The 23,170-nt window shown below is 52.6% G+C and carries 19 protein-coding genes; 6 read left to right on the plus strand and 13 right to left on the minus strand.

Annotation, left to right across the window (positions count from 1 at the left end):
- Nucleotides 1-61 precede the first annotated feature (61 nt).
- The 3 genes from OGW44_RS18595 to decR are packed head-to-tail and all read right to left on the minus strand — an operon-like array spanning nucleotide 62 to nucleotide 4,108.
- Nucleotides 62-1,840 (minus strand): SmdB family multidrug efflux ABC transporter permease/ATP-binding protein, encoded by a 1,779-nt coding sequence (locus tag OGW44_RS18595; RefSeq protein ID WP_016152061.1) that lies wholly within the window; start codon nucleotides 1,838-1,840, stop codon nucleotides 62-64.
- Entirely contained in the window at nucleotides 1,833-3,605 is a 1,773-nt protein-coding gene (locus OGW44_RS18600; RefSeq protein WP_016155869.1) for a SmdA family multidrug ABC transporter permease/ATP-binding protein, read from the minus strand. Before OGW44_RS18600 ends, OGW44_RS18595 begins: the two co-directional genes overlap by 8 nt.
- Before the next feature lie 44 nt (nucleotides 3,606-3,649).
- Nucleotides 3,650-4,108: a DNA-binding transcriptional regulator DecR gene (gene decR, locus OGW44_RS18605; RefSeq protein ID WP_016152059.1), complete on the minus strand. Its 459-nt coding sequence runs from the start codon at nucleotides 4,106-4,108 to the stop codon at nucleotides 3,650-3,652.
- Nucleotides 4,109-4,224: 116 nt separating this feature from the next.
- Here decR and OGW44_RS18610 point away from each other — a divergent pair, with 116 nt between their 5' ends.
- Nucleotides 4,225-5,280, plus strand: a complete 1,056-nt coding sequence (locus tag OGW44_RS18610; protein WP_094168793.1) for a PLP-dependent cysteine synthase family protein — start codon at nucleotides 4,225-4,227, stop codon at nucleotides 5,278-5,280.
- Nucleotides 5,281-5,329: 49 nt separating this feature from the next.
- Here the strand turns inward: OGW44_RS18610 and cof are convergent, their stop codons facing one another.
- Complete coding sequence (gene cof / locus OGW44_RS18615) at nucleotides 5,330-6,148, minus strand: HMP-PP phosphatase (protein WP_109018129.1); 819 nt, start codon at nucleotides 6,146-6,148, stop codon at nucleotides 5,330-5,332.
- Nucleotides 6,149-6,365: 217 nt separating this feature from the next.
- On the opposite strand from cof, the gene OGW44_RS18620 reads away from it, so the two are divergent.
- Together OGW44_RS18620 and queC are read left to right on the plus strand one after the other, a co-directional pair.
- Nucleotides 6,366-8,066: an SgrR family transcriptional regulator gene (locus OGW44_RS18620; protein ID WP_016152056.1), complete on the plus strand. Its 1,701-nt coding sequence runs from the start codon at nucleotides 6,366-6,368 to the stop codon at nucleotides 8,064-8,066.
- A gap of 64 nt (nucleotides 8,067-8,130) precedes the next feature.
- Complete coding sequence (queC, locus tag OGW44_RS18625) at nucleotides 8,131-8,826, plus strand: 7-cyano-7-deazaguanine synthase QueC (protein ID WP_185654225.1); 696 nt, start codon at nucleotides 8,131-8,133, stop codon at nucleotides 8,824-8,826.
- Between the two features lie 106 nt (nucleotides 8,827-8,932).
- On the opposite strand, the gene fadM is transcribed toward queC, so the two are convergent.
- From fadM to bolA, 9 genes are all read right to left on the minus strand, one after another.
- Complete coding sequence (gene fadM, locus OGW44_RS18630; protein ID WP_016152055.1) at nucleotides 8,933-9,331, minus strand: long-chain acyl-CoA thioesterase FadM; 399 nt, start codon at nucleotides 9,329-9,331, stop codon at nucleotides 8,933-8,935.
- A 105-nt stretch (nucleotides 9,332-9,436) separates the two neighbouring features.
- Complete coding sequence (locus OGW44_RS18635) at nucleotides 9,437-9,811, minus strand: helix-hairpin-helix domain-containing protein (protein ID WP_185654224.1); 375 nt, start codon at nucleotides 9,809-9,811, stop codon at nucleotides 9,437-9,439.
- Nucleotides 9,812-9,957: 146 nt separating this feature from the next.
- A complete protein-coding gene (ppiD, locus tag OGW44_RS18640) occupies nucleotides 9,958-11,832 on the minus strand; it encodes a peptidylprolyl isomerase (RefSeq protein ID WP_185654223.1) in 1,875 nt (624 codons plus the stop codon).
- A 267-nt stretch (nucleotides 11,833-12,099) separates the two neighbouring features.
- Nucleotides 12,100-12,390, minus strand: coding sequence for a nucleoid-associated protein HU-beta (gene hupB, locus OGW44_RS18645; RefSeq protein ID WP_219352570.1), 291 nt, complete (start codon nucleotides 12,388-12,390; stop codon nucleotides 12,100-12,102).
- Between the two features lie 190 nt (nucleotides 12,391-12,580).
- Complete coding sequence (gene lon / locus OGW44_RS18650; protein WP_016152052.1) at nucleotides 12,581-14,935, minus strand: endopeptidase La; 2,355 nt, start codon at nucleotides 14,933-14,935, stop codon at nucleotides 12,581-12,583.
- Between the two features lie 184 nt (nucleotides 14,936-15,119).
- Nucleotides 15,120-16,394 carry an ATP-dependent protease ATP-binding subunit ClpX gene (clpX, locus tag OGW44_RS18655; RefSeq protein ID WP_003831013.1) on the minus strand — a complete coding sequence of 425 codons (1,275 nt, stop codon included), beginning with the start codon at nucleotides 16,392-16,394 and terminating at the stop codon, nucleotides 15,120-15,122.
- 126 nt (nucleotides 16,395-16,520) lie between these two features.
- Nucleotides 16,521-17,144: an ATP-dependent Clp endopeptidase proteolytic subunit ClpP gene (clpP, locus tag OGW44_RS18660; protein ID WP_003021624.1), complete on the minus strand. Its 624-nt coding sequence runs from the start codon at nucleotides 17,142-17,144 to the stop codon at nucleotides 16,521-16,523.
- Nucleotides 17,145-17,391: 247 nt separating this feature from the next.
- The gene (tig, locus tag OGW44_RS18665) at nucleotides 17,392-18,690 is read right to left on the minus strand and encodes a trigger factor (protein ID WP_003021622.1); all 1,299 of its coding nucleotides are present in this window, start codon (nucleotides 18,688-18,690) and stop codon (nucleotides 17,392-17,394) included.
- A 344-nt stretch (nucleotides 18,691-19,034) separates the two neighbouring features.
- Nucleotides 19,035-19,352 (minus strand): transcriptional regulator BolA, encoded by a 318-nt coding sequence (gene bolA, locus OGW44_RS18670; RefSeq protein ID WP_016152051.1) that lies wholly within the window; start codon nucleotides 19,350-19,352, stop codon nucleotides 19,035-19,037.
- A gap of 306 nt (nucleotides 19,353-19,658) precedes the next feature.
- Between bolA and OGW44_RS18675 the strand changes: the two genes are divergently transcribed.
- The 3 genes from OGW44_RS18675 to cyoA all read left to right on the plus strand — a co-directional run bounded on the left by OGW44_RS18675 (nucleotide 19,659) and on the right by cyoA (nucleotide 23,164).
- The gene (locus OGW44_RS18675) at nucleotides 19,659-20,237 is read left to right on the plus strand and encodes a lipoprotein (RefSeq protein WP_016152050.1); all 579 of its coding nucleotides are present in this window, start codon (nucleotides 19,659-19,661) and stop codon (nucleotides 20,235-20,237) included.
- A 44-nt stretch (nucleotides 20,238-20,281) separates the two neighbouring features.
- On the plus strand, nucleotides 20,282-21,757 hold the full coding sequence (ampG, locus tag OGW44_RS18680) for a muropeptide MFS transporter AmpG (protein WP_047357698.1): 1,476 nt from the start codon (nucleotides 20,282-20,284) through the stop codon (nucleotides 21,755-21,757).
- Nucleotides 21,758-22,216: 459 nt separating this feature from the next.
- Nucleotides 22,217-23,164, plus strand: a complete 948-nt coding sequence (cyoA, locus tag OGW44_RS18685; RefSeq protein ID WP_003847580.1) for a cytochrome o ubiquinol oxidase subunit II — start codon at nucleotides 22,217-22,219, stop codon at nucleotides 23,162-23,164.
- Nucleotides 23,165-23,170 lie beyond the last annotated feature (6 nt).

Consider the following 23,170-nt stretch of genomic DNA (forward strand, 5'->3'; position numbering starts at 1 on the left):
GTAAACGCCTTATCCGGCCTACGAGACCGCGCAGGCCCCAGACCGGATAAGCGCCGCGCCATCAGGCGATAACAGAATCGTCTTGCGTACTGGCGGCTAACTCTTCACCCGCCAGCTGCAGCTGATACATCTGCCAGTAACGGCCTTGCGCCGCGAGTAATTGCTGGTGCGTACCACGCTCAACCGCCTGACCGCGATGCAGCACCAGAATGGTGTCCGCATCGACAATCGTCGATAACCGATGCGCAATCACCACCAGCGTGGTGTGTTCACGTACCGCCGCCAGAGCTTGCTGAATGGCCTGTTCAGTACCGGAGTCAATACTGGCCGTGGCTTCGTCGAGGATCAACACCTGTGGCGTTTCAACCAACACCCGCGCCAACGCCAGCAGCTGTTTTTGACCAACGGAGAGATTATTGCCCTGCTCGCCCAGCCGGGTATGAATCCCCTCGCTCAGACCTCGCGCCAGTTCTGCCAGTTGCACGGTCTCCAGCGCCTGCCATACCCGCTCTTCTGAGATATCGCGGCCCAGCGTGACGTTCGCCAGGAAGGTATCTGCCATCACCACCGGATCCTGCTGCACCATGGCGATGCCCTGACGTAACGCACCGTGGCTCAGTGAAGACAGCGGCCGTCCATCAAGGCGGATTTCCCCCTGCGTCAGCGGGTAGTAACCCATCAACAGGCTGGCGAGCGTGCTTTTACCACTGCCGGTGTGTCCGACCAAAGCCACAAAGCTGCGCGAAGGCACGGACAAACTGATATTTTGCAGCACCAGATTGTCGTCGCGATAGGCAAATGAAACGTTATCCACCTCAATGTCCCCGCTCTTTAGCGGCCGCTCATCTTCACCATAGCGCTGACGTGGCCCATCCATCAGTTCGAACACTCGCTCACCGGCGACAACCGCCTGCTGCAACATTGATTGCTGAGTGGTCAACTCGATCAGCGGTTCGTTCAAACGGCCGAGGTAGCTGATAAACGCGTACAGCACGCCAACCTCGATCGAGCTGCCAGAGGTAAAACTGAACAGCATCAGCAATCCGCAGAGGATCAGCGCCGAGAAAAGGCTAAGCAGCGGGCGCAACAAAAAACCATCCAGTCGCAGGGTTTGCATACGCGCCATATAGTGCGAGCGGCTTGCTTCGCCCATTCTCTCGCCAAATCGCGCCTGCTGGCGGAACTGCTGGATAACACTCATGCCGTTGATGACTTCGTTAAAGCCATCGTTAATATCCGCCAGATAAGCGCGAACCCGGCGCACAATCGGGGTGCTGTAGCGTTGATAAATCACCATCACCACCAGCACGGCCGGGAAAATGGCCATCGCCACTAGCGCCATACGCCACTCAAGGCTGAACATCGCTACCAGCATGGCGCCAATTAATGCCGCGCTGCGCAGGACTGTTGCTACCACCGTCACGTACAGGTCGCGAATAACTTCAGTGTCATTGGTCACACGGGAGATTAGCTGCCCGACAGGTTGAGTATCAAAGGCGCTGAGCGGCTGGCGCAGCGCAGCGTCCATTACGTCGGTGCGCAACTGTTGTACTACGCCAACTGCCGCCTGGTTAAACAACAATGACTGCGCGTAATGCAGACCAGCCGCCAGCAGTTGTAGACCGATATATGCCGCAACCAGCCCGGCGACCATCGCCAGCGGCAGATTATTCTTCGCCACCATGTTATCGATAAAATAGCTAATCAGCAGCGGACCGCTGACTTCCGCCGCAGCTGCCACCCACAGCATGACTACCGCAATAGCCAGCTGTTTTCGCCATGGAGAGCCATACGCCAGCAATCTTTTCAGGGTCGGCCATAATTGCCCAAAACTACGCATTAGCCGCCTCCTCGTTTATCTCTGGTGCATCAGTCAGCGCCGCTTCCAGTTGCTGATAGCGGTACATATCGCGATACCAGCCAGGCTGCTGCACTAACGCATCATGCTCGCCGCGCTGGGCAATATGCCCATGCTGCATCACGATAATCTCACTGGCTTCCGTCAGGGCCGATAAACGGTGGGCGCTAATAATGACGGTTCTGCCTTCGCCCCACTGGCGCAGGTTATGCAGGATCTGATGCTCGGTACGACCATCTACCGCCGACAGCGCATCATCCAGAATCAGGATTTCAGCGTTCAGGAGTAGCGCTCGAGCGATAGAAATACGCTGTTTTTGCCCACCAGACAGCATCACCCCACGTTCGCCCACTTCGGTGTCGTAGCCCTGCGGAAGACGTAAAATATCCTCATGAACGCTGGCAAGGCGTGCCACATACTCGATCTCTTCCTGCGTGGCCTGAGGGCGTCCTAACGCGATGTTATTGCCAACGGTATCCGAAAACAGGAATGGCGTCTGGCTGACAACTGCCAGCCGGCTGCGCCAGCTATCCAGTTGTAATCGCGTTAAGGGGATATCATGAAAGCGCACATCGCCGTGGGTGATATCAAAATGACGCTGAATCAGCGACAGCACCGTACTTTTCCCCGCGCCGGTAGGCCCACAAATACCCAACATCTGCCCAGGTTTAAGCTGGAAGTTCACATTTTCCAGCGCCGGATGTGCCGTTTGCGGGTAGCAAAATTCACGAATCGCCACCGCCAGCTCTCCACGCCCTTCCGGTACCGGTTCAGTGCCGTCATCCACCACCGGCGCTTCAGACAGCATGGCGCGAATACGGCTGTACGCCGCGCTGCCACGTTCGACGATGTTAAACATCCATGCCAGCGCCAGCATCGGCCAAATCATCAAACCGAGATACATCATAAAGCTGGTGAGCTGGCCGAGCGTCAGCGAGCCGTGCACCACCATCCAGCTTCCCCCAGCAATCGCCAGTAGGTTAGCCATGCCAATGGCGATATAAATCGTGGGATCAAAGCGGGCGTCAATGCGCGCCACGCGCAGGTTTTTCTTACCGGTATCTTCGGCATCGGCGGCAAATAATGCCGATTGCCGATCCTCCAGACCGAAGGCCTTGATCATGCGAATACTGGTCAGGCTTTCCTGAGTACGGTCGTTGAGACTGGAAAACGCCGCCTGCGCCAGCTTAAAGCGGTTATGCAGTCGATCGCCGTAACGTTTGATCATCAACGCCATCACCGGCATCGGCAGCAGCGCAATTAACGTCAACTGCCAGCTTATCTGCGTTGACATCACGATCAGCACCGCACATCCCATTACCAGCGAATCTACCAGCGTCAGCACGCCTTCTCCGGCGGCAAATACGACGCGATCGACATCGTTGGTCGCACGCGCCATCAGATCGCCCGTGCGGTGACGCAGATAAAATTCTGGATGCTGGCGACTCAACTGACGGTAATAATCTTCCCGCAGCTCAACCGCTAGTTGGTAGGATGCGCCAAACAGCAGCACGCGCCAGACATAGCGCAGCAAATAAACCACCACTGCAATCAGGGCAATTGTTCCCACCCACATCAGCAGTCGCTCGGTGGTGAAGCGTTGAGTCGTCACGCCATCCACAATGATCCCGACCACTTTCGGCGGAATAAGCTGAAGGATAGCGATGATGATAAGCAGGGCCACCGCCCCGAGGTAGCGACGCCACTCCCGGCGGAAGTACCAGCTTAATTGAGCAAATAATCGCACGCGTTATGTCCTGACAAGATTTCCGGCAATAAGCGCCGGGAGAGTTATTCAATAGGGAGCGCAGTTGTGTATTTAATCTGTTCCATCGCAAAGCTGGAGGTGACGTCAGACAGGCCCGGTACGCTGTTCACCAGGCGCTTATAAAATTCATCGTAGCTTTTCATATCGGCGACCTGCACTCGCATCAGGTAATCATATTCCCCTGCCATACGCCAGAACCCCAGAACCTCCGGCATACCGGTGACTTCGGTGACAAAGCGGCAATACCATTCACTGCTGTGATGCTGAGTCTTAATCAGCACAAACGCGGTCAGCCCCAGCCCCAGTTTTTCTGGATCTAACAGGGCGACTCTACCCAGCAGGATACCGTCATCCTCAAGCCGTTTGAGGCGTTTCCAGCAGGGGGTGGTAGTCAGATTAACGGCATCTGCTAACGCCTGCAAAGAAAGGGTGCAGTCCTGTTGCAGTAAGCTAAGCAGCTTACGGTCAATTTTGTCTAACATATCCACTCCACAGAGAAGAATTTTCTCCTTACATTCTATTTTAAAGGCTAAATGGCAACAATTTTTTCCGTGCTTTTCGCTATTCTTGGCACAAAATGACAAATGGATATCTATTAATGATGAATAGCTCCTGGGTTAAAAACGCCATCAATGAAATCAACGCGGATTATCAGCGTTCTGCGGATACGCATCTCATTCGTCTGTCGCTACCGGCGTTCCCGGGCATTCAGATCTATTTAAAAGATGAGAGCACGCATCCCACCGGGAGCCTGAAGCATCGTCTGGCGCGTTCACTGTTTCTGTACGGATTGTGCAATGGCTGGATTAAAGAAGGCACCACCATCATTGAATCATCGTCCGGTTCAACGGCGGTCTCTGAGGCTTATTTCGCCCGACTGTTAGGGCTGCCGTTTATTGCCGTCATGCCTTCCTGTACGGCGAAGCGTAAAATTGAACAGATAGAGTTTTACGGTGGTCGCTGTCATTTCGTGGAAAGCGCCTGTGAAATCTATGCGGCTTCTGAACAGCTGGCGCGTGAGCTGAACGGTCATTACATGGACCAGTTCACTTATGCTGAGCGCGCTACCGACTGGCGTGGCAATAACAATATTGCTGACAGCATCTTCCGTCAGATGCAGTGCGAGCCCAACCCCGTCCCCCGCCATATTGTGATGAGCGCCGGAACCGGCGGCACCTCTGCAACCATTGGCCGCTATATTCGCTGTCAGGGCTACGACACCCGCCTGATGGTGGTGGATCCGGAAAACTCAGTCTTTCTGCCCTTCTGGCAGGATCGCGATGCAACGTTACGCAGCCCGGTAGGAAGCAAAATCGAAGGCATCGGCCGCCCACGTGTCGAACCCTCCTTCATTCCTGACGTAGTCGATGAAATGCTGCGCGTACCGGATGCCGCAAGCGTGGCCACCGCACACTGGCTGGAAACGCAGTTGGGCCGCAAAGTCGGCGCTTCAACTGGCACCAACATGTGGGGAACGCTGCAACTTGCCGCCCGTATGCGCGATGCAGGAGAAAGCGGTTCACTGGTCACGCTGCTGTGCGACAGCGGCGAACGCTATCTTGAAACCTACTACAACCCGCAGTGGATCGACACGCACATCGGTGATTTAACGCCGTGGAAAGCGGAACTCACCCGGCTTCTGAACACCCATTAATGGGATAAAAAAAGCCAGACGCGAAGTCTGGCTTGCTGGAAGGGATCTCTCATTCGGGGGAATAAGGTAGATGCGGATTGTCCAGCCAATGCGTCAAAAAGTGTGACACCGCCTGATTGCGGCAATGCCCAATCACCGACAAATGCGGCAGTTCAGCAATCAGTTGTGGCATCGCGTTGCCCATAATCAGGCCGCGCCCAACGCTGCCTAACATTTCGCGATCGTTCATGGCATCGCCAAATGCCATACATTCGGCCATTGAATAACCTAAGTGGTCGCTTAGTACCGCCAGCGCCGATCCTTTGTTACAGCCCACCGGCAGCACCTCAAGGCAATCAACCGCGGAAAAACAGAGATTTGCCTGCTCACCCAGCGCCTCATTCAGTTGAATGCGTAATTGGATCAGGGAGTCATGATCCCCACAGAAACAGACTTTCGTTACCTGATGAGCCGGGATACGTTTCACATCGACGATCTGGTAGCGAAATCCGCTATACACATGCGCCTGTAGCAGCGATGGGATCTCTTGTCCGGTGAACCAACCGTTGTCATTAAAGACATGCATGCTGGCTGTAGTATCCCACTTCTGATGTAACACGATATCCGCCACAGTCGGATCCAGATCCTGACGGTGCAATACATCGCCCTCAACAGAGTGAATGCGCGTGCCGTTACCCGTAATCAAAAAGGCGTCCAGTGAGATAGACCCCAAAATATGGCGCATCTCCAGCACATGGCGGCCGGTAGCAAATGTCAGTGTGATATCGCGTTCACGCAGGCGCGCCAGCGTTGAAAGCGTTTCGTCACCTAAATGGTGATTCGGCATCAAAAGGGTGCCATCCATATCAAATGCAGCCAGACGAGCCATTTCTTTCTCCACACTGTGACGCGGTTAACTTGTGATTCAGTATCACCTGAGATATACGGAAGTAATAGTGAATAGATAAAATGAATTGTTCCGGGTTTATTACACAAAATCATTCAAGTTGCATCCAGGCGGCAAGTGAATGAACGTCCAGGAGCATGCAGTGACTGGGGTGAATTAACGCCGCCAACAAAGAGGCAGCTTGAAGGATGACGTGTATATGAGATTGTTGAATCGCCTGAATCAGTACCAACGCCTGTGGCAGCCTTCGGCGGGAGAACCGCAGTCGGTGACCGTCGGGGAGCTGGCAGAACGCTGTTTTTGCAGCGAGCGCCACGTGCGTACCCTGCTGAAGCAAGCGCAGGATGCTGGCTGGCTGGAGTGGCATGCCCAGTCGGGGCGTGGGAAACGCGGGCAACTGCGCTTTTTGGTGACGCCAGATTCGCTACGCAGCATTATGATGGAGCAAGCGCTGCAAAAGGGGGAGCAACTTAGCGTACTGGAGCTGGCTCAGCTGGCGCCGGGAGAATTAAGAACGCTGCTCCAGCCGTTTATGGGCGGGCAGTGGCAAAACGACACGCCAACCCTGCGCATCCCCTATTACCGCCAGCTCGACCCTTTGCACCCTGGATTTCTCCCTGGTCGCGCAGAACAACACCTCGCCGGACAAATATTCTCGGGCCTGACCCGGTTCGACAGTGTTACGCAACGCCCCTGCGGAGATTTAGCCCACCACTGGAATATCTCCGCCGACGGCCAGCGCTGGGATTTCTATATTCGTTCCACCCTGTACTGGCATAACGGCGATGCGGTCAGCAGCACACAGCTACATCAACAGTTGCTGAAGCTGTTAGAGCTACCCGCGTTAAACAAGCTGTTTATCAGCGTAAAGCGCATTGAGGTGACGCATCCCCAGTGCCTAACCTTTATTTTGCATCGCCCCGACTTCTGGCTGGCGCATCGTCTGGCAAGCTACAGCAGTCACCTGGCACATCCCGAACTCCCGTTTGTTGGTACCGGTCCGTTCCGGTTGACGCTGTTTACCCCAGACCTGGTGCGCATCGAGAGTCACGATCACTACCACCTGAGTCACCCGCTACTAAAAGCCATTGAATACTGGATAACCCCGCAGCTTTTCTCCCAGGATTTGGGCACCAGCTGTCGCCATCCGGTTCAAATTGCAATTGGTAAACCCGAAGAGCTTCCCATGCTAAGCCAGGTAAGCAGCGGGATCAGCCTCGGTTTCTGCTATCTCACGCTCAGAAAAAGCGCGCGGCTGAATACGCAGCAGGCCCGTCGCCTGGTCAATATTATCCACCGCTCTTCCCTGCTACAAACGCTTGACGTGGATGAAAACCTGATCACGCCAAGCAATGCGCTGCTGCCGGGATGGACGATCCCCCAATGGGATGAACTGGACGACGTGCCGCTACCGGAAAAACTTACGCTGGCCTATCACCTGCCGGTAGAATTGCACGCCATGGCTGAACAGCTTCGCCAGGCGCTGGCGCTACTCGGCTGTGAATTAACGCTTATTTTTCATAATGCTAAAAACTGGGATGGCGACCATCCTTTAGCCCAGGCCGACCTGATGATGGGCGACAGGCTGATTGGCGAAGCGCCTGAATATACCCTCGAACAGTGGCTGCGCTGCGATCAGCTCTGGTCACATGTATTGAGCTCGCCGGCATATACTCATCTGCAAACCACCCTGGATGCCCTGCAAATCCAGGCCGATGAAGACGATCGTCATGCGGCTTTACAACACGTTTTCGCCTCACTGATGCATGACGCGACCCTGACACCGCTGTTCAATTATCACTATCGTATTAGCGCTCCGCCGGGCGTGAACGGCGTACGCCTGAATCCTCGCGGCTGGTTTGAATTTACCGAAGCCTGGCTACCGCCTCCGTCGGCGTGAAGAAGCTGGTCGGCGACACGCCCAGGCGCTACCATAAGGGTTTCGTTATTTGTCAGGAAAAACCATGAAACGTGCCGTTGTTGTATTCAGTGGGGGTCAGGACTCCACAACCTGTCTGGCGCAAGCGCTGCATCAGTATGATGAAGTGCACTGCGTGACCTTTGATTATGGTCAGCGCCATCGCGCTGAGATTGATGTCGCACGTGACCTGGCCTTAAAACTTGGCGCGCGTGCGCACAAGGTACTTGATGTAACGCTGCTCAGCGAACTGGCCGTCAGTAGCCTGACCCGCGATAACATTCCGGTACCCGATTACGAACCGGATGCGAACGGCATTCCCAATACCTTTGTGCCAGGACGCAATATTCTGTTTTTAACGCTGGCGGCGATTTACGCGTATCAGGTGCAGGCGGAGGCGGTCATTACCGGCGTTTGTGAAACGGATTTCTCTGGATATCCGGACTGCCGCGATGAGTTCGTCAAAGCCTTGAACCATGCCGTAAGCCTGGGAATGGCGAAAGATATCCGCTTTGAAACCCCGCTGATGTGGATCGATAAAGCCGAAACCTGGGCACTGGCCGATTTCTGGGGCAAGCTGGACCTGGTACGCGAAGAAACGCTGACCTGCTATAACGGTATCAAAGGTGACGGTTGCGGTCACTGCGCGGCCTGTAATCTGCGCGCCAACGGCCTGAACCATTATCTGGCAGATAAACCGGCAGTGATGGCGGCAATGAAGCAGAAAACAGGACTAAAGTGATCGTTTTGCCGGATGGCGGTGCACGCACCTTATCCGGCTTTCGACATTCACCGTGGTCAATATCGCCGTAAGCCTGATAAGCGAAGCGCCGTCAGGCTTCCTTCCATCACTTCACCATCTGCTCCAGTTTTTCGCGCAACTCCCCTTCCAGCGGTAGCGCCTTTTGCGTTTTCAAATCAATACAGACGAAGGTAATCAACGCGTCTGCCACCACCTGTCCTTCCGGCTCCAGGGTGATAGTCTGGTTCAACACACCGCTTTTGCCATTTAACTGTTGCACCTGACTGGTAATGGTCAGCAGGTCGCTCAGCACCGCAGGGCGGCGGTAGTTAATGTTAATATTCACGACCACAAAAGCGATGTTGTGTGCGGTCATCCACTGAAAGCTGTCGCTGTTTTCCAGGCCATCCCAGCGGGCTTCTTCCAGAAACTCAAGATAGCGAGCATTGTTAACGTGCTGATAGACATCAAGATGAAAACCACGAACTTTGATTTGTGTTTGCATAGCGCAGGAGCCTTACGTTGTTTTTATAGGAACACACTTCAGGGTAAGAGGTCATAACTGGTATGACCTCTTCAGTCTGGCAAACTTTCAGCACTCTGCAAGTTATTAAAGTGTTAAAACTGCCAGATTGCGCTCTACCAGCGAACTCCCCATGCCCGGCACCTGCCTTAAGTCCTCCACCGTTTTAAACGGCCCGTACTCCTCACGATAGCTGACAATCGCCTGTGCTTTCTTCAGACCTACGCCATTCATGACTCGCGCTAAATCCTCCGCAGAAGCGCTGTTGATGCTTACCCTGGTGCCTTCATCATCGCTCGCTTTAGCCGGTTGCGTGGCTTTGCTTTGTGCTACTCCCGTAGCATCCACTTTGGCTTGAGTCGCCTGGCTTTTGGCGACTGGCTCTGCAGCCAGTGCGCTTTGAGCCATACCGGCGCAGGTCAATGAAAGGGTAATAAGCAGGGCTTTGATTCCATGTTTCATACTGTTTTCTCCTTGTTTGTTAACAGTGGAATCACGATAGCGAGGTGCAGAACGGCAGACAAACGGCAAATATCAGAAATGGAAAAGGCCGCGAAAGCGGCCTTTGGTTGATACAACTTTTTGCAATTTTTTGCGAGTAGCCTCGGTTATTGCTGCTGTTCCAATGCGTCACCGACTTTAATTTTTGCGGCTTTACGCAGGTTGCTCATCAGCGCTTCAAAGACAATCTGCGCATTGTTCTGGGTAATCCCCTGAACCATCGCTTTCTTCTGCTCTTCAGGCATAGAACCGGCTTTCACCTCGTCCAGCGCCAGCAGTACAACGTTACCCTGCATGTCGTTCGCCACGCCGTAGCTCGGTTTGTCTTTCGCCGGCAGGCTCAGGCCAAAGGCCGCCTGACTCAGCGGATCCTGACCCGTACGGCTCAGCGTTTTCGCCTCGCCAAAGCTCAGACCCGCCGCTTTCATGGCTTCATCGCCTTTACCAGCTTTCAGATCCGCCAGCAGTTTATCGGCATCAAGCTTCGCCTGCTGCTCTGCTTTATTGTGCTTAACAAGCGCAGTTACCTGATCTTTCACTTCAGCCAGTGGTTTAACGGCTTCAGCTTTGTGCTCTGCAATACGCAGTACAAACGCGCGATCGCCATCCACGGTGATGATGTCGGAGTTACTGCCAGGCGTACCGTTCTCACCAACCAAACCACCATTGAAAATGATGTCAGCGACCGGTTTGAAGTTCAGCTCTTCCGGCAGGCTGTCACGGCTAAACCAGCCCGTTTCAACCGCTTTCATACCCGCCGCCTGCTCCGCGCCCGCCAGGGATTCGTTATCGTTGCTGGCGGCATCGCTCACTTTCTGCTGCAGCGCATAGTAGGCATCCAGCGCTTTTTCCTGCTTCACTTTCGCCGCAATGTCGTCGCGGGCTTCGCTCAGCGGTTTAACCTGCACAGGCTGCACGTCGTCAAGACGCGCAACGAGGAAACCAACGGAAGACTTAATCACACCTGACAGTTGGCCTTTCTCTTTCAGACCGGCATTCTTCAGCTCATCCGGGGTGGTGGAATCTTCCAGCCATCCCATATCGCCGCCTTTACGGGCAGAGATGATGTCAGCAGATTTTTCTTTTGCCAGCGCAGCGAAATCACCGCCTTTGTTCAGCTCGTCCAGTACCGCTTTGGCTTCATCTTCCGTTTTGGTCTGAATGATGCTGTAGCGGTTACGCTGCGGCTGAGTGAACTGATCCTGATGCTGGTCATAATAAGCCTGAATATCAGCATCGCTGGCCGTCTCCTGCATAGCAGCAGCATCCAGCTTGATGTAGCTCACGCGGAACTGATCCGGCGTCATAAAGTTGTTTTTATTCTGCTCGTAGTAGCTGGCAACTTCCTGCTCGGTAACAGACTGCTTCGCGGCCAGTGCGTTAACGTCAATTGTCGCCTCGCGAACGATACGCTGCTGTGCGACCAGCGCCGCCAGCTCGTCCGTTTCGCCTTTCAGCATGAAGTCCGTACCGGCAACACCGTTAATCAGTTGCTGGGTAGTAAGCTGATTACGTAATGCCTGAGCGTACTGGTCTGCGGTCATTCCCATCTGATTAACAATCGCGTTGTAGCGATTGTTATCAAATTTACCGTCCACCTGGAACGCAGGCGTGGCGAAAATAGCCTGTTTAACCTGATCGTCGCTGATGTTGAGATTAAGCTCGCGGGAGTACTGATCCAGCAGCGCTTCGTCAATAAGACGATTCAGCACCTGCTGACGCAGCGTTTTCATGTAGCCTTCGTTCGCAGCCAGCTCGGAGTATTGATCGCCCAGCTGTTGCTGCATGCGGTTACGTTCGCTGTTGAACGCATTCTCGAACTGCCCGCGGCTAATCTCCTGGCCATTCACTTTGGCGGCGAAGTTATTGCCCCCGCCAATCAGGTAACCACTCACGCCGGTCAAAATGAACGACACGATAATGATACCGAAAATAATCTTGAGCACGAGACTGTTAGCAGCCGTGCGTAAGCTGTCCATCATGGTGTAACCACACTCCGCTGTAGATGACTATACGCGTTATCTCTCAAGCCGCCTGCGCGTTGTCACAACAGCGGCGGCAAGGATTTTGAGTATATATGCTTCACGCAGCATAGCGTTTCCTGAACGCTGCGTACAAAGGCCTATTGTGACAAGAAACAGGGGCAATTGTCAGCCCACAACGCGTAGAAAGTACCGGAATTACAAATAAAAAAGGCACATCAGTCGATGCGCCCTTGTACTTCGTCACATCCCCAAAGGGGAAATCACTTAGTTTACCGCGTCTTTCAGTGCTTTACCTGCACGGAAGCCCGGTACTTTAGCCGCGGCGATGGTGATCTCTTTACCTGTTTGCGGGTTGCGACCAGTACGGGCAGCACGCTCTTTAACGGCAAAAGTACCAAAACCTACCAGCGCTACGTCATCACCTTCTTTCAGAGATTCAGTAACAGAAGCAATAATTGCATCTAACGCACGTCCAGCCGCAGCTTTAGAGATATCAGCCCCTGCAGCAATTTTGTCGATCAGTTGAGATTTATTCACTCTTCTCTTCCTCTTTATAATTTATATCGCACCTGAATCCTTCAAAGTGCGAACGCGCAGCAGTTATATCAGGCCTGCCATGCCCTTACAACACCCGTTAATGATGGCAAGCCCAATCCGTCATCTAAATTAGCTATACAAAAAAAGGCTGGCAAGTCCGAAATGGCCTGCCAGCCCTGTTTTTATTAGTGCTCTTTGCGCGAGGTCACTATTTTGCGGTCACAACCTGCATTCCGGAGGGCTCATTTTGCAACGCGAGCGTCAGAACCTCCTCAATGCGTTTCACCGGATGGATGTCCAGATCGGCAATTACGTTGTCCGGAATCTCTTCCAGGTCGCGTTTGTTTTCGTCTGGAATTAAGACCGTTTTAATACCACCACGGTGTGCTGCCAGCAGTTTTTCTTTCAAACCACCAATAGGCAGAACCTGGCCACGCAGGGTGATCTCGCCGGTCATCGCCACGTCGGCGCGAACCGGGTTACCGGTCAGACAAGAAACCAGCGCGGTACACATGGCAATACCCGCACTTGGACCGTCTTTCGGCGTCGCCCCTTCAGGTACGTGAACGTGGATGTCGCGTTTTTCGTAAAAGTCCGGATTAATACCCAGTTTTTCCGCACGCGCGCGCACCACGGTCAGCGCAGCCTGAATGGATTCCTGCATGACCTCACCCAGAGAACCGGTGTAGGTCAGCTTACCTTTACCCGGTACGCAAGCGGTTTCGATGGTCAGCAGATCGCCACCCACTTCCGTCCATGCCAGACCGGTTACCTGACCTACGCGGTTTTCGTTGTCCGCGCGGCCATAGTCAAAGCGCTGTACGCCCAGGTAGTCGTGCAGGTTGTCGCCATTGATCTCAATATGTTTCAGCGACTTGTCGAGCAGCAACTGTTTCACCGCTTTACGGCACAGTTTGGAAATTTCACGCTCCAGACTACGCACGCCAGCTTCACGGGTGTAATAACGAATAATGCCCACAATGGCGCTATCGTCGACCGTCAGCTCGCCTTTTTTCAGCGCGTTACGCTCAATCTGTTTCGGCAACAGATGACGTTTAGCAATGTTCAGCTTCTCGTCTTCGGTATACCCGGACAGACGGATCACTTCCATACGATCCAGCAACGGTGCGGGAATATTCATGGAGTTAGAGGTCGCAACGAACATCACGTCGCTGAGATCGTAGTCCACTTCCAGGTAATGATCGCTGAACGCCACGTTCTGCTCTGGATCCAGCACCTCAAGCAGTGCGGAAGCCGGATCGCCACGCATGTCGGAAGACATTTTGTCGATCTCATCAAGCAGGAACAGCGGGTTTTTAACGCCCACTTTAGCCATTTTCTGGATCAGTTTACCCGGCATCGAACCAATATAGGTCCGGCGGTGACCGCGAATTTCAGCTTCATCACGCACGCCGCCCAGCGCCATACGGATGTATTTACGTCCGGTTGCTTTAGCGATGGACTGTCCCAGAGAAGTTTTACCTACCCCCGGCGGCCCAACCAGGCACAGGATCGGCCCCTTGATTTTATTCACACGGCTTTGAACCGCGAGATACTCAAGAATACGGTCTTTGACGCGTTCCAGACCGTAATGGTCAGTATCGAGGATTTCCTGAGCCTGACGCAGATCTTTTTTGACCTTGCTACGCGCATTCCACGGCACCTGAACCATCCAGTCGATGTAGCCACGGACTACGGTCGCTTCCGCTGACATCGGAGACATCATTTTCAGCTTCTGCAGTTCTGCTTCCGCTTTCTCTTTTGCCTCTTTCGGCATTTTCGCCGCGTCGATTTTACGCTTCAACGCTTCGTTTTCGTCCGGCGCATCGTCCATCTCGCCGAGCTCTTTCTGAATGGCTTTCATCTGCTCGTTCAGATAGTACTCACGCTGGGATTTTTCCATCTGCTTTTTCACGCGGTTGCGAATGCGTTTCTCAACCTGCAGCAGATCGATTTCAGACTCCATCATCGCCATCAGATATTCCAGACGTTCGTTAACGTCGGACATCTCCAGTACGGACTGCTTGTCAGCAAGCTTCAGCGGCATGTGCGCAGCGATGGTGTCCGCCAGACGTGCAGGATCGTCAATGCTGTTCAGCGACGTCAGCACTTCGGGCGGGATTTTCTTGTTCAGCTTGATATAGCCTTCGAACTGGCTGATAGCGGTACGCACCAGCACTTCCTGTTCGCGCTCATCAATAGCAGGCGAGTCAAGGTACTCCGCTTTCGCAGAGAAGTGCTCACCGTTGTCAGACAGCGCTGAAATACGCGCGCGCTGTAACCCCTCGACCAGCACTTTTACGGTGCCGTCAGGCAGTTTCAGCATCTGCAAAATAGAGGCCACGGTCCCGACGGTGAAAAGATCGTTTACACCCGGCTCATCCGTTGACGCTTCTTTCTGGGCAACCAGCATGATTTTTTTATCATGGTCCATAGCCGCTTCCAGACAACGGATAGATTTTTCCCGCCCTACAAATAAGGGTATGACCATGTGCGGATAAACCACCACATCGCGCAACGGCAATACGGGGATTTCAATGCGTTCAGAACGCTCAGGATTCATAGAGCTCTCTCTTAGTTTAGTTTCCGCCAGGTAATCAGGTGGTACGACTGTGCTCCACACCACCTTTAACATGTATGTCAGTATATGGGGATGTTTCCCACACATTCAACGCCATGTTTACGGAAAAATAAAAGGGGAGATAAAATCCCCCCTTATTAATTAAATGTCTGTATGAATTGATGAATTATTCGCCAGATGCCTGCTGCGCTTCCGGCTTACCGTAAATCAGCAATGGCTTGCTCTGGCCGCCAATCACCGACTCATCGATCACCACTTTTTCGACGTCTTCCATAGAAGGCAGATCGTACATAGTGTCAAGCAGTGCGGCTTCGACGATAGAACGCAGACCACGAGCACCGGTTTTACGTGCCATCGCTTTCTTGGCGATCGCATCCAGCGCTTCCTCACGGAATTCCAGATCAACACCTTCAAGATTGAACAGCGCCTGGTACTGCTTGGTCAGGGCGTTTTTCGGCTCTTTCAGGATCTGGATCAGCGCTTCTTCACTCAGTTCGCTCAGCGTCGCTACAACCGGCAGACGCCCGATGAACTCAGGGATCAGACCAAATTTGATCAGATCTTCCGGCTCCACCTGCGACAGCAGTTCACCTTCGCTGGCTTTATCAGACTGCGCTTTTACCGTTGCGCCAAAACCAATGCCGGAGCCCGTTTCAACACGGTTAGCAATGACTTTATCCAGACCGGCAAAGGCACCGCCGCAGATAAACAGGATCTTGGAGGTATCAACCTGCAGGAATTCCTGCTGAGGATGTTTACGCCCCCCCTGCGGTGGAACGGCAGCAACCGTACCTTCGATCAGTTTCAACAGCGCCTGCTGTACGCCTTCGCCGGAAACGTCACGGGTAATGGACGGGTTGTCAGACTTACGAGAAATCTTGTCGATTTCATCGATATAGACGATCCCGCGCTGTGCTTTCTGCACGTCGTAATCGCACTTCTGCAGCAGTTTCTGAATAATATTTTCAACATCTTCACCCACATAACCAGCTTCGGTCAGCGTGGTGGCATCGGCCATAGTGAACGGAACGTCCAGCAGGCGTGCCAGCGTTTCAGCCAGCAGCGTTTTACCGGAACCCGTTGGGCCAATCAGCAGGATGTTACTTTTGCCCAACTCGACGCCATTGCTGGTGTCGCCGTTGCGCAGACGTTTGTAATGGTTGTATACCGCGACCGCCAGCACTTTCTTCGCCTGCTCCTGACCGATAACGTAATCGTCCAGGTGGTTGCGAATTTCATGCGGCGTCGGCAGCGCACTGCGTTCACGGTGCGGTGCTACTTCCTTAATCTCTTCGCGAATGATGTCGTTACATAAATCAACACATTCGTCGCAGATATACACGGATGGTCCGGCAATCAGCTTACGCACTTCATGCTGGCTTTTGCCGCAAAAAGAGCAGTACAACAATTTGCCCGAGCCATCTTTGCGTTTATCTGTCATGGGTCAAAACCTCTTCTTTGTTCTTTGTGCCGCACACGACGACGCAAATGCCATTCTCAGGCGCAAGACGCTAGTCAGCGTTGTGCCGCTCCAGGTAATTATAGCGGTACACCTGCGCGCTGGGCATTAATTACGATGGGTCAAAATCGAGTCGACCAGACCGTACTCTACCGCTTCAGAAGCGGAGAGGAAGCGATCGCGCTCGGTATCACGTTCAATCTGCTCAAGAGATTGACCCGTATGATGCGCCATAAGTTCGTTCATGCGCCCTTTTACCTTCAGGATTTCACGGGCATGAATTTCAATATCCGTTGCCTGGCCCTGGTAACCGCCCAGAGGCTGGTGGATCATGACGCGAGAGTTAGGCAGGCAAAAACGTTTACCTTTCGCCCCGGCAGTCAGCAGGAACGCGCCCATTGAGGCCGCCTGGCCCATACAAATGGTGCTGACGTCCGGCTTAATAAACTGCATGGTGTCATAGATAGACATCCCGGCAGTGATCACTCCACCAGGGGAGTTGATGTACAGGTAGATATCTTTTTCTGGGTTTTCTGCTTCCAGGAACAGCATCTGCGCCACGATCAGGTTAGCCATATGGTCTTCGACCTGGCCGGTCAGAAAAATGACGCGTTCCTTAAGTAGACGAGAATAGATATCAAAAGAGCGCTCACCACGTGAGGTCTGTTCAATGACCATCGGCACCAGCGCCATATGGGGTGCAAAGTTATCTCGTTCGCCGCTGTATGACATTTCCGTCTCCTGGATAAAATTTGAAAAAACCTGCTGTGCTGATTGTAACCTTATGGACGGATTATCAGCTAGTCCCTCTGTAATGGGTACGACATCGCCATAATTCAAGCATAACAATCTTTTGTTGTAACGCTAACACTGAAACGCTGTTTTCGCACTCTTCCCATGCAAAATCCGTGACAAAAAAAAACCCGCCACCAAAAGGTGACGGGCTTGCGTACGAAATTCGTGCTAAATAAGCGACGAATTACGCCTGCTGGTTCATCAGCTCGTTGAAGGAAGTGGCTTTTTCAGTCACTTTCGCTTTCGCCAGAACAGCTTCAACAGCCTGCTCTTCCAGAGCGACGTTACGCATGTTGTCCATCAGCTCTTTATTTTTGCTGTAGAACTCAACAACTTCTTTCGGATCTTCGTAAGCAGAAGCCATCTCTTCGATCAGGCCTTTAACGCGATCTTCGTCAGCTTTCAGCTCGTTGGTACGAATCACTTCGCCCAGCAGCAGACCTACAACTACGCGACGCTTAGCCTGTTCTTCGAACAGTTCACGCGGCAGTTCCAGAGCTTGTTTTTCGTTGCCGCCAAAACGCTGTGCAGCCTGACGACGCAGAACGTCGATTTCGCTGTCGATCAGAGCAGCCGGAACGTCGATGTCGTTAGCTTTTACCAGACCTTCGATCGCCTGAGACTTAACGCGGTTGCGCACAGCGCCTTTCAGCTCACGTTCCATGTTTTTACGTACTTCAGCGCGCAGACCCGCTACGGAACCATCTTCAACGCCGAAACGTTTGATGAATTCTTCAGTCAGTTCCGGCAGTTCGCGCTCTTCAACTTTCTTCAGGTTGATAACGAACTTAGCGGCTTTACCTTTCAGGTTTTCAGCGTGGTACTCTTCCGGGAAGGTCACATCGATAGTGAACTCTTCGCCAGCTTTGTGGCCTTTAACGCCTTCTTCAAAGCCTGGGATCATACGACCCTGGCCCATCGCCAGTACGAAGTCAGACGCTTTGCCGCCTTCGAACTCTTCGCCGTCTACAGAGCCGGTGAAGTCGATGGTTACACGGTCTTCTGCATCAGCAGCGCCGTCTTTGTCTTTCCAGGTAGCCTGCTGCTTACGCAGGGTGTCCAGCATCACGTCAACGTCAGCGTCGGTGACTTCAACAACCGGTTTTTCAACTTCGATTGCTTCCAGGCCAGTCAGCTCAACTTCCGGGTAAACTTCGAACTCTACCGCGTAAGTAAAATCTTCACCCAGTTTGTATTCGCCCGGAACGTAGTTCGGTGCGCCAGCCGGATTGATTTTTTCTTTGATGATCGCGTCAACGAAGTTGCGGCTCATCAGGTCGCCCAGAACGTCCTGGCGAACAGACGCGCCATAACGCTGAGCAACAACATTCATCGGTACTTTTCCTTTGCGGAAACCGTCAATACGCACTTTCTTCGCTACGTTGACCAGCTCGCTTTTCACAGCGGTCTCGATGCTGTCAGCAGCGATAGTAATCGTTACACGGCGGCCAAGGCCTTGAGTGGTTTCAACTGAAACTTGCATCTTGTTACCTCAAAAAATCACAGTGCTCGGTCAACTCTTCTCCGCAAGCACAGGTTGTTGGCTTCGCGGAACTGGGATGTTCTCATAAGCAATCACATTCCCTGTCGTCAGAATCATCCCGAAGACATTCCGAAAAATAAGACGCGCATTATAGCGGCATCACTTTTATGAGTCGAGAACGGTTATCGCGCGTTGCTGCGGCTTTTTTCACAATTCCCGGCTAATTTTTGTCTGAATACTGTACGACTGCCCCAGAATTCAGACAAAACAAAACGGCCCGCAGGCCGTTTTCACATAATCTGTAGCAACATACTGGAAAAGCGTCGGTTGTTGCAAATCCGTTTTTACGCGATGCTTCCCGCCCCACGACACGGAGGCGATGCAAAAATCGTATCCTGCAACGCTTCCCACTCCTTAATGGTGTAGGTATGCAGGGCAAGTGCATGAACGGTTGTGGAAAGCTCCACCGTTAAGGTGCTGTAAATCATCCGATGACGATTCAGAAAACGCTCACCTGTAAAGCGATCGCTAACCAGCACAACCTTAAAGTGGCTTTCAGAACCTGCCGGGACATTGTGACGATAGCTTTCATCCACAACTTCGAGGAACACGGGTTGGAACGCTGCCCTTAATTTTTCTTCTATTTGCTCACGAATCATCATGAAGTTTTTCCTCCGACAACGCTGAGATGTCACCCATCCCTTTAAATACTAGCCGCTTTTACCGCTTTCATTACACCTTAGCAACAAAAAATTAGCGTTTGTCTGATTTTCTCAGCCAAATGGATGAAGTTCACTAAATCCTCACTTCGATTTATTGCAAAAAGTCCGTTTATGGTCTCCACAAAGACATAAAACTGACAACACAATGAATTTACATGCGTTACCCACTTCCCCTCATCGTTGGCGATGTTATGATGGCGGGAATTTTCTCCAACCATACAATTTAGATTCGCTGAGAGCCCTGGCATGTTTAAAAAAATCCTCGTCCCGTTTGTCGCGCTGTTTATGTTAGCTGGATGCGCAACGCCGCCGACCACTATTGAAGTTTCCCCGAAAATTACCCTGCCACAGCAGGACCCGAGCCTGATGGGTGTGACCGTTAGCATCAACGGTGCCGACCAGCGTCAGGATCAGGCGCTGGCAAAAGTTACCCGTGACAACCAGCTTGTTACCCTGACCGCGTCCCGCGATCTGCGCTTCCTGCTGCAAGAAGTACTGGAAAAACAGATGACCGCACGCGGTTATATGATTGGGCCAAACGGTGCTGTTAACCTGCAAATCATTGTTAGCCAGCTGTATGCAGACGTGTCCCAGGGTAGCGTGCGCTATAACATCGCCACCAAGGCAGACATCGCCATCATTGCGACCGCTGCTAACGGCAACAAGATGACCAAAAACTACCGCGCAAGCTATTCTGTTGAAGGCGCACTGCAGGCCTCTAACAAAAATATCGCTGACGCCGTTAACAGCGTGCTGACCGATACCATCGCTGATATGTCTCAGGACACCAGCGTTCACGATTTCATCAAGCAGAACGCTCGTTAATTTCTGCCCATATGGCCCGGCGTTCGTCGGGCCTATAGAAGCCCATGTCCAGTCATTACTTACGTATTTTTCAGCAACCACGTTCAGCTATCCTGCTTATACTGGGATTCGCCTCCGGTTTACCACTCGCACTGACCTCGGGTACGCTTCAGGCATGGATGACAGTCGAGAATATCGATCTTAAAACTATCGGTTTCTTTTCTCTGGTCGGCCAGGCCTACGTGTTTAAGTTCCTCTGGTCTCCGCTAATGGACCGCTACACGCCGCCGTTTTTAGGTCGACGCCGTGGTTGGTTGCTGGCAACTCAGGTGCTGTTACTGATTTCTATCGCCGCGATGGGCTTTCTGGAGCCTGGCACGCAGCTACGCTGGATGGCCGCGCTTGCGGTGGTGATCGCGTTTTGCTCGGCATCGCAGGATATCGTCTTTGACGCATGGAAAACCGACGTGCTACCCGCCGAAGAACGCGGCACCGGCGCGGCTATCAGCGTGCTGGGCTATCGTTTAGGGATGCTGGTTTCCGGTGGGCTGGCTCTGTGGATGGCCGACCGCTGGCTGGGCTGGCAAGGAATGTACTGGCTGATGGCAGCGCTGCTGATACCTTGCATCATCGCTACCCTGCTAGCGCCCGAACCGACTGATGCCATTCCGGTGCCCAAAACGCTGGAGCAAGCGGTTGTGGCCCCGCTGCGCGACTTCTTTGGTCGTAACAACGCCTGGCTAATTCTGCTGCTTATCGTTCTGTATAAGCTCGGGGATGCCTTTGCCATGAGCCTGACTACAACCTTTTTAATCCGCGGCGTCGGATTTGATGCGGGTGAAGTTGGCGTGGTGAATAAAACGCTCGGACTGCTGGCAACCATCGTTGGCGCGCTGTACGGCGGGATCCTGATGCAACGCCTTTCGCTGTTTCGCGCATTGCTGATTTTCGGCATCCTGCAGGGGGCGTCGAATGCGGGCTACTGGTTATTGTCCATCACTGACAAACACATGTTCAGTATGGCCGCCGCCGTCTTCTTTGAAAACCTGTGTGGTGGCATGGGTACGGCAGCGTTTGTCGCCTTATTAATGACGCTGTGCAATAAGTCCTTCTCAGCGACCCAGTTCGCTCTGCTCTCCGCGCTTTCAGCCGTTGGTCGCGTTTACGTTGGCCCGGTAGCAGGTTGGTTTGTTGAAGCGCACGGGTGGCCAACGTTTTATTTGTTCTCTGTGTTTGCCGCTATCCCCGGCCTCATACTGCTGCTGGTTTGTCGTCAGACTCTGGAACATAGCTGGCAAAATGAGAGCTTCATTCCGCGCACGGAATTTCGTGGCGCGTACAGCCTGGCATTAATGACGTTGGTTGCGGGCTGCTGTCTGCTGGTGGTTTGGCTGCTGCTGTTAACCATGAACGCGCTGGATTACACCCACTTCTCCTTCCTGCCGGAACTGCTGGAAATCTCGGTAGTGGTCGCGGTCTGCGGGGTCGTTTTTGGTGGATTGCTGGATTATCTGGCACTGCGCAAAACCCGCCTGGCGTAAAAATCCACATTAATATCGCCGTTGTAATCACCCTGCGTAATTATAACGGCTAAATAAACAACAATTACTAAAAATATTATTTGTTATTTTGTGCGCCAAAGAATTTGGAAATTATTGACGCCTTTTATATATACTATTTCCCTTACTCGATTCAGCCACTACAGATTTATTTTTTGTTCTGCAATTGTCTTTTTATTGATAATCAATTGTTAAACAATTGTTTTATTTTCGTATTGGTTATACCAATTGCCCTCAGCACGTCTCCCGCTTGCCCGCTTTCGTTATAACGTGATGTTGCAACAGGTTCTTAAAGTCAAAACGACATATATTGCAACATATGTGACATGCCCGGCAGAACCCAGTAACACAGATCCAAGGATGTTTACAGTAATGTAACCTTCCCGTAAAATGCCCTCACACTTTAAACGCCACCCGGTCCCGTGGAATTGAGGTCGTTAAATGAGACTCAGGAAATACAATAAAAGTTTGGGATGGTTGTCATTAATTGCAGGCACTGCATTACTCAGTGGCTGTAATTCTGCGCTGCTTGACCCTAAAGGACAGATTGGACTGGAACAACGTTCTCTGATACTGACGGCATTTGGCCTGATGTTGATTGTCGTTATTCCTGCCATCTTGATGGCTGTTGGTTTCGCCTGGAAGTATCGTGCAAGCAATAAAGATGCGAAGTACAGCCCGAACTGGTCACACTCCAATAAAGTGGAAGCTGTGGTCTGGACGGTGCCGATCTTAATCATCATTTTCCTTGCCGTACTGACCTGGAAAACCACTCACGCTCTTGAGCCAAGCAAACCGCTGGCGCATGACGAGAAGCCCATTACCATTGAAGTGGTTTCCATGGACTGGAAATGGTTCTTCATCTATCCGGAACAAGGTATCGCTACCGTGAATGAAATCGCCTTCCCGGCGAATACTCCGGTTGAGTTCAAAGTGACGTCCAACTCCGTGATGAACTCCTTCTTTATCCCGCGTCTGGGTAGCCAGATTTATGCCATGGCCGGAATGCAGACTCGACTGCATCTGATCGCCAACGAAGTCGGTACTTATGATGGTATCTCCGCAAGCTATAGCGGACCAGGCTTCTCCGGTATGAAGTTCAAGGCTATCGCAACAAAGGACCGCGCCGAATTCGACCAATGGGTTGCTAAAGCTAAACAGTCCACGAACACCATGAGCGACATGGCTGCGTTCGAAAAAGTGGCTGTGCCAAGCGAATACAACCAGGTGGAATACTTCTCCAACGTGAAACCAGATTTGTTTAAAGACGTTATTAACAAATTTATGGCTCACGGTAAGAGCATGGACATGACCCAACCCGAAGGTGAGCACAGCGCACACGAAGGAATGGAAGGCATGGACATGAGCCACGCGGAATCCGCTCACTAAGGGGCC

It is taken from the genome of Citrobacter sp. Cb023 (genome assembly GCF_030336805.1).
GTDB lineage: Bacteria > Pseudomonadota > Gammaproteobacteria > Enterobacterales > Enterobacteriaceae > Citrobacter > Citrobacter braakii.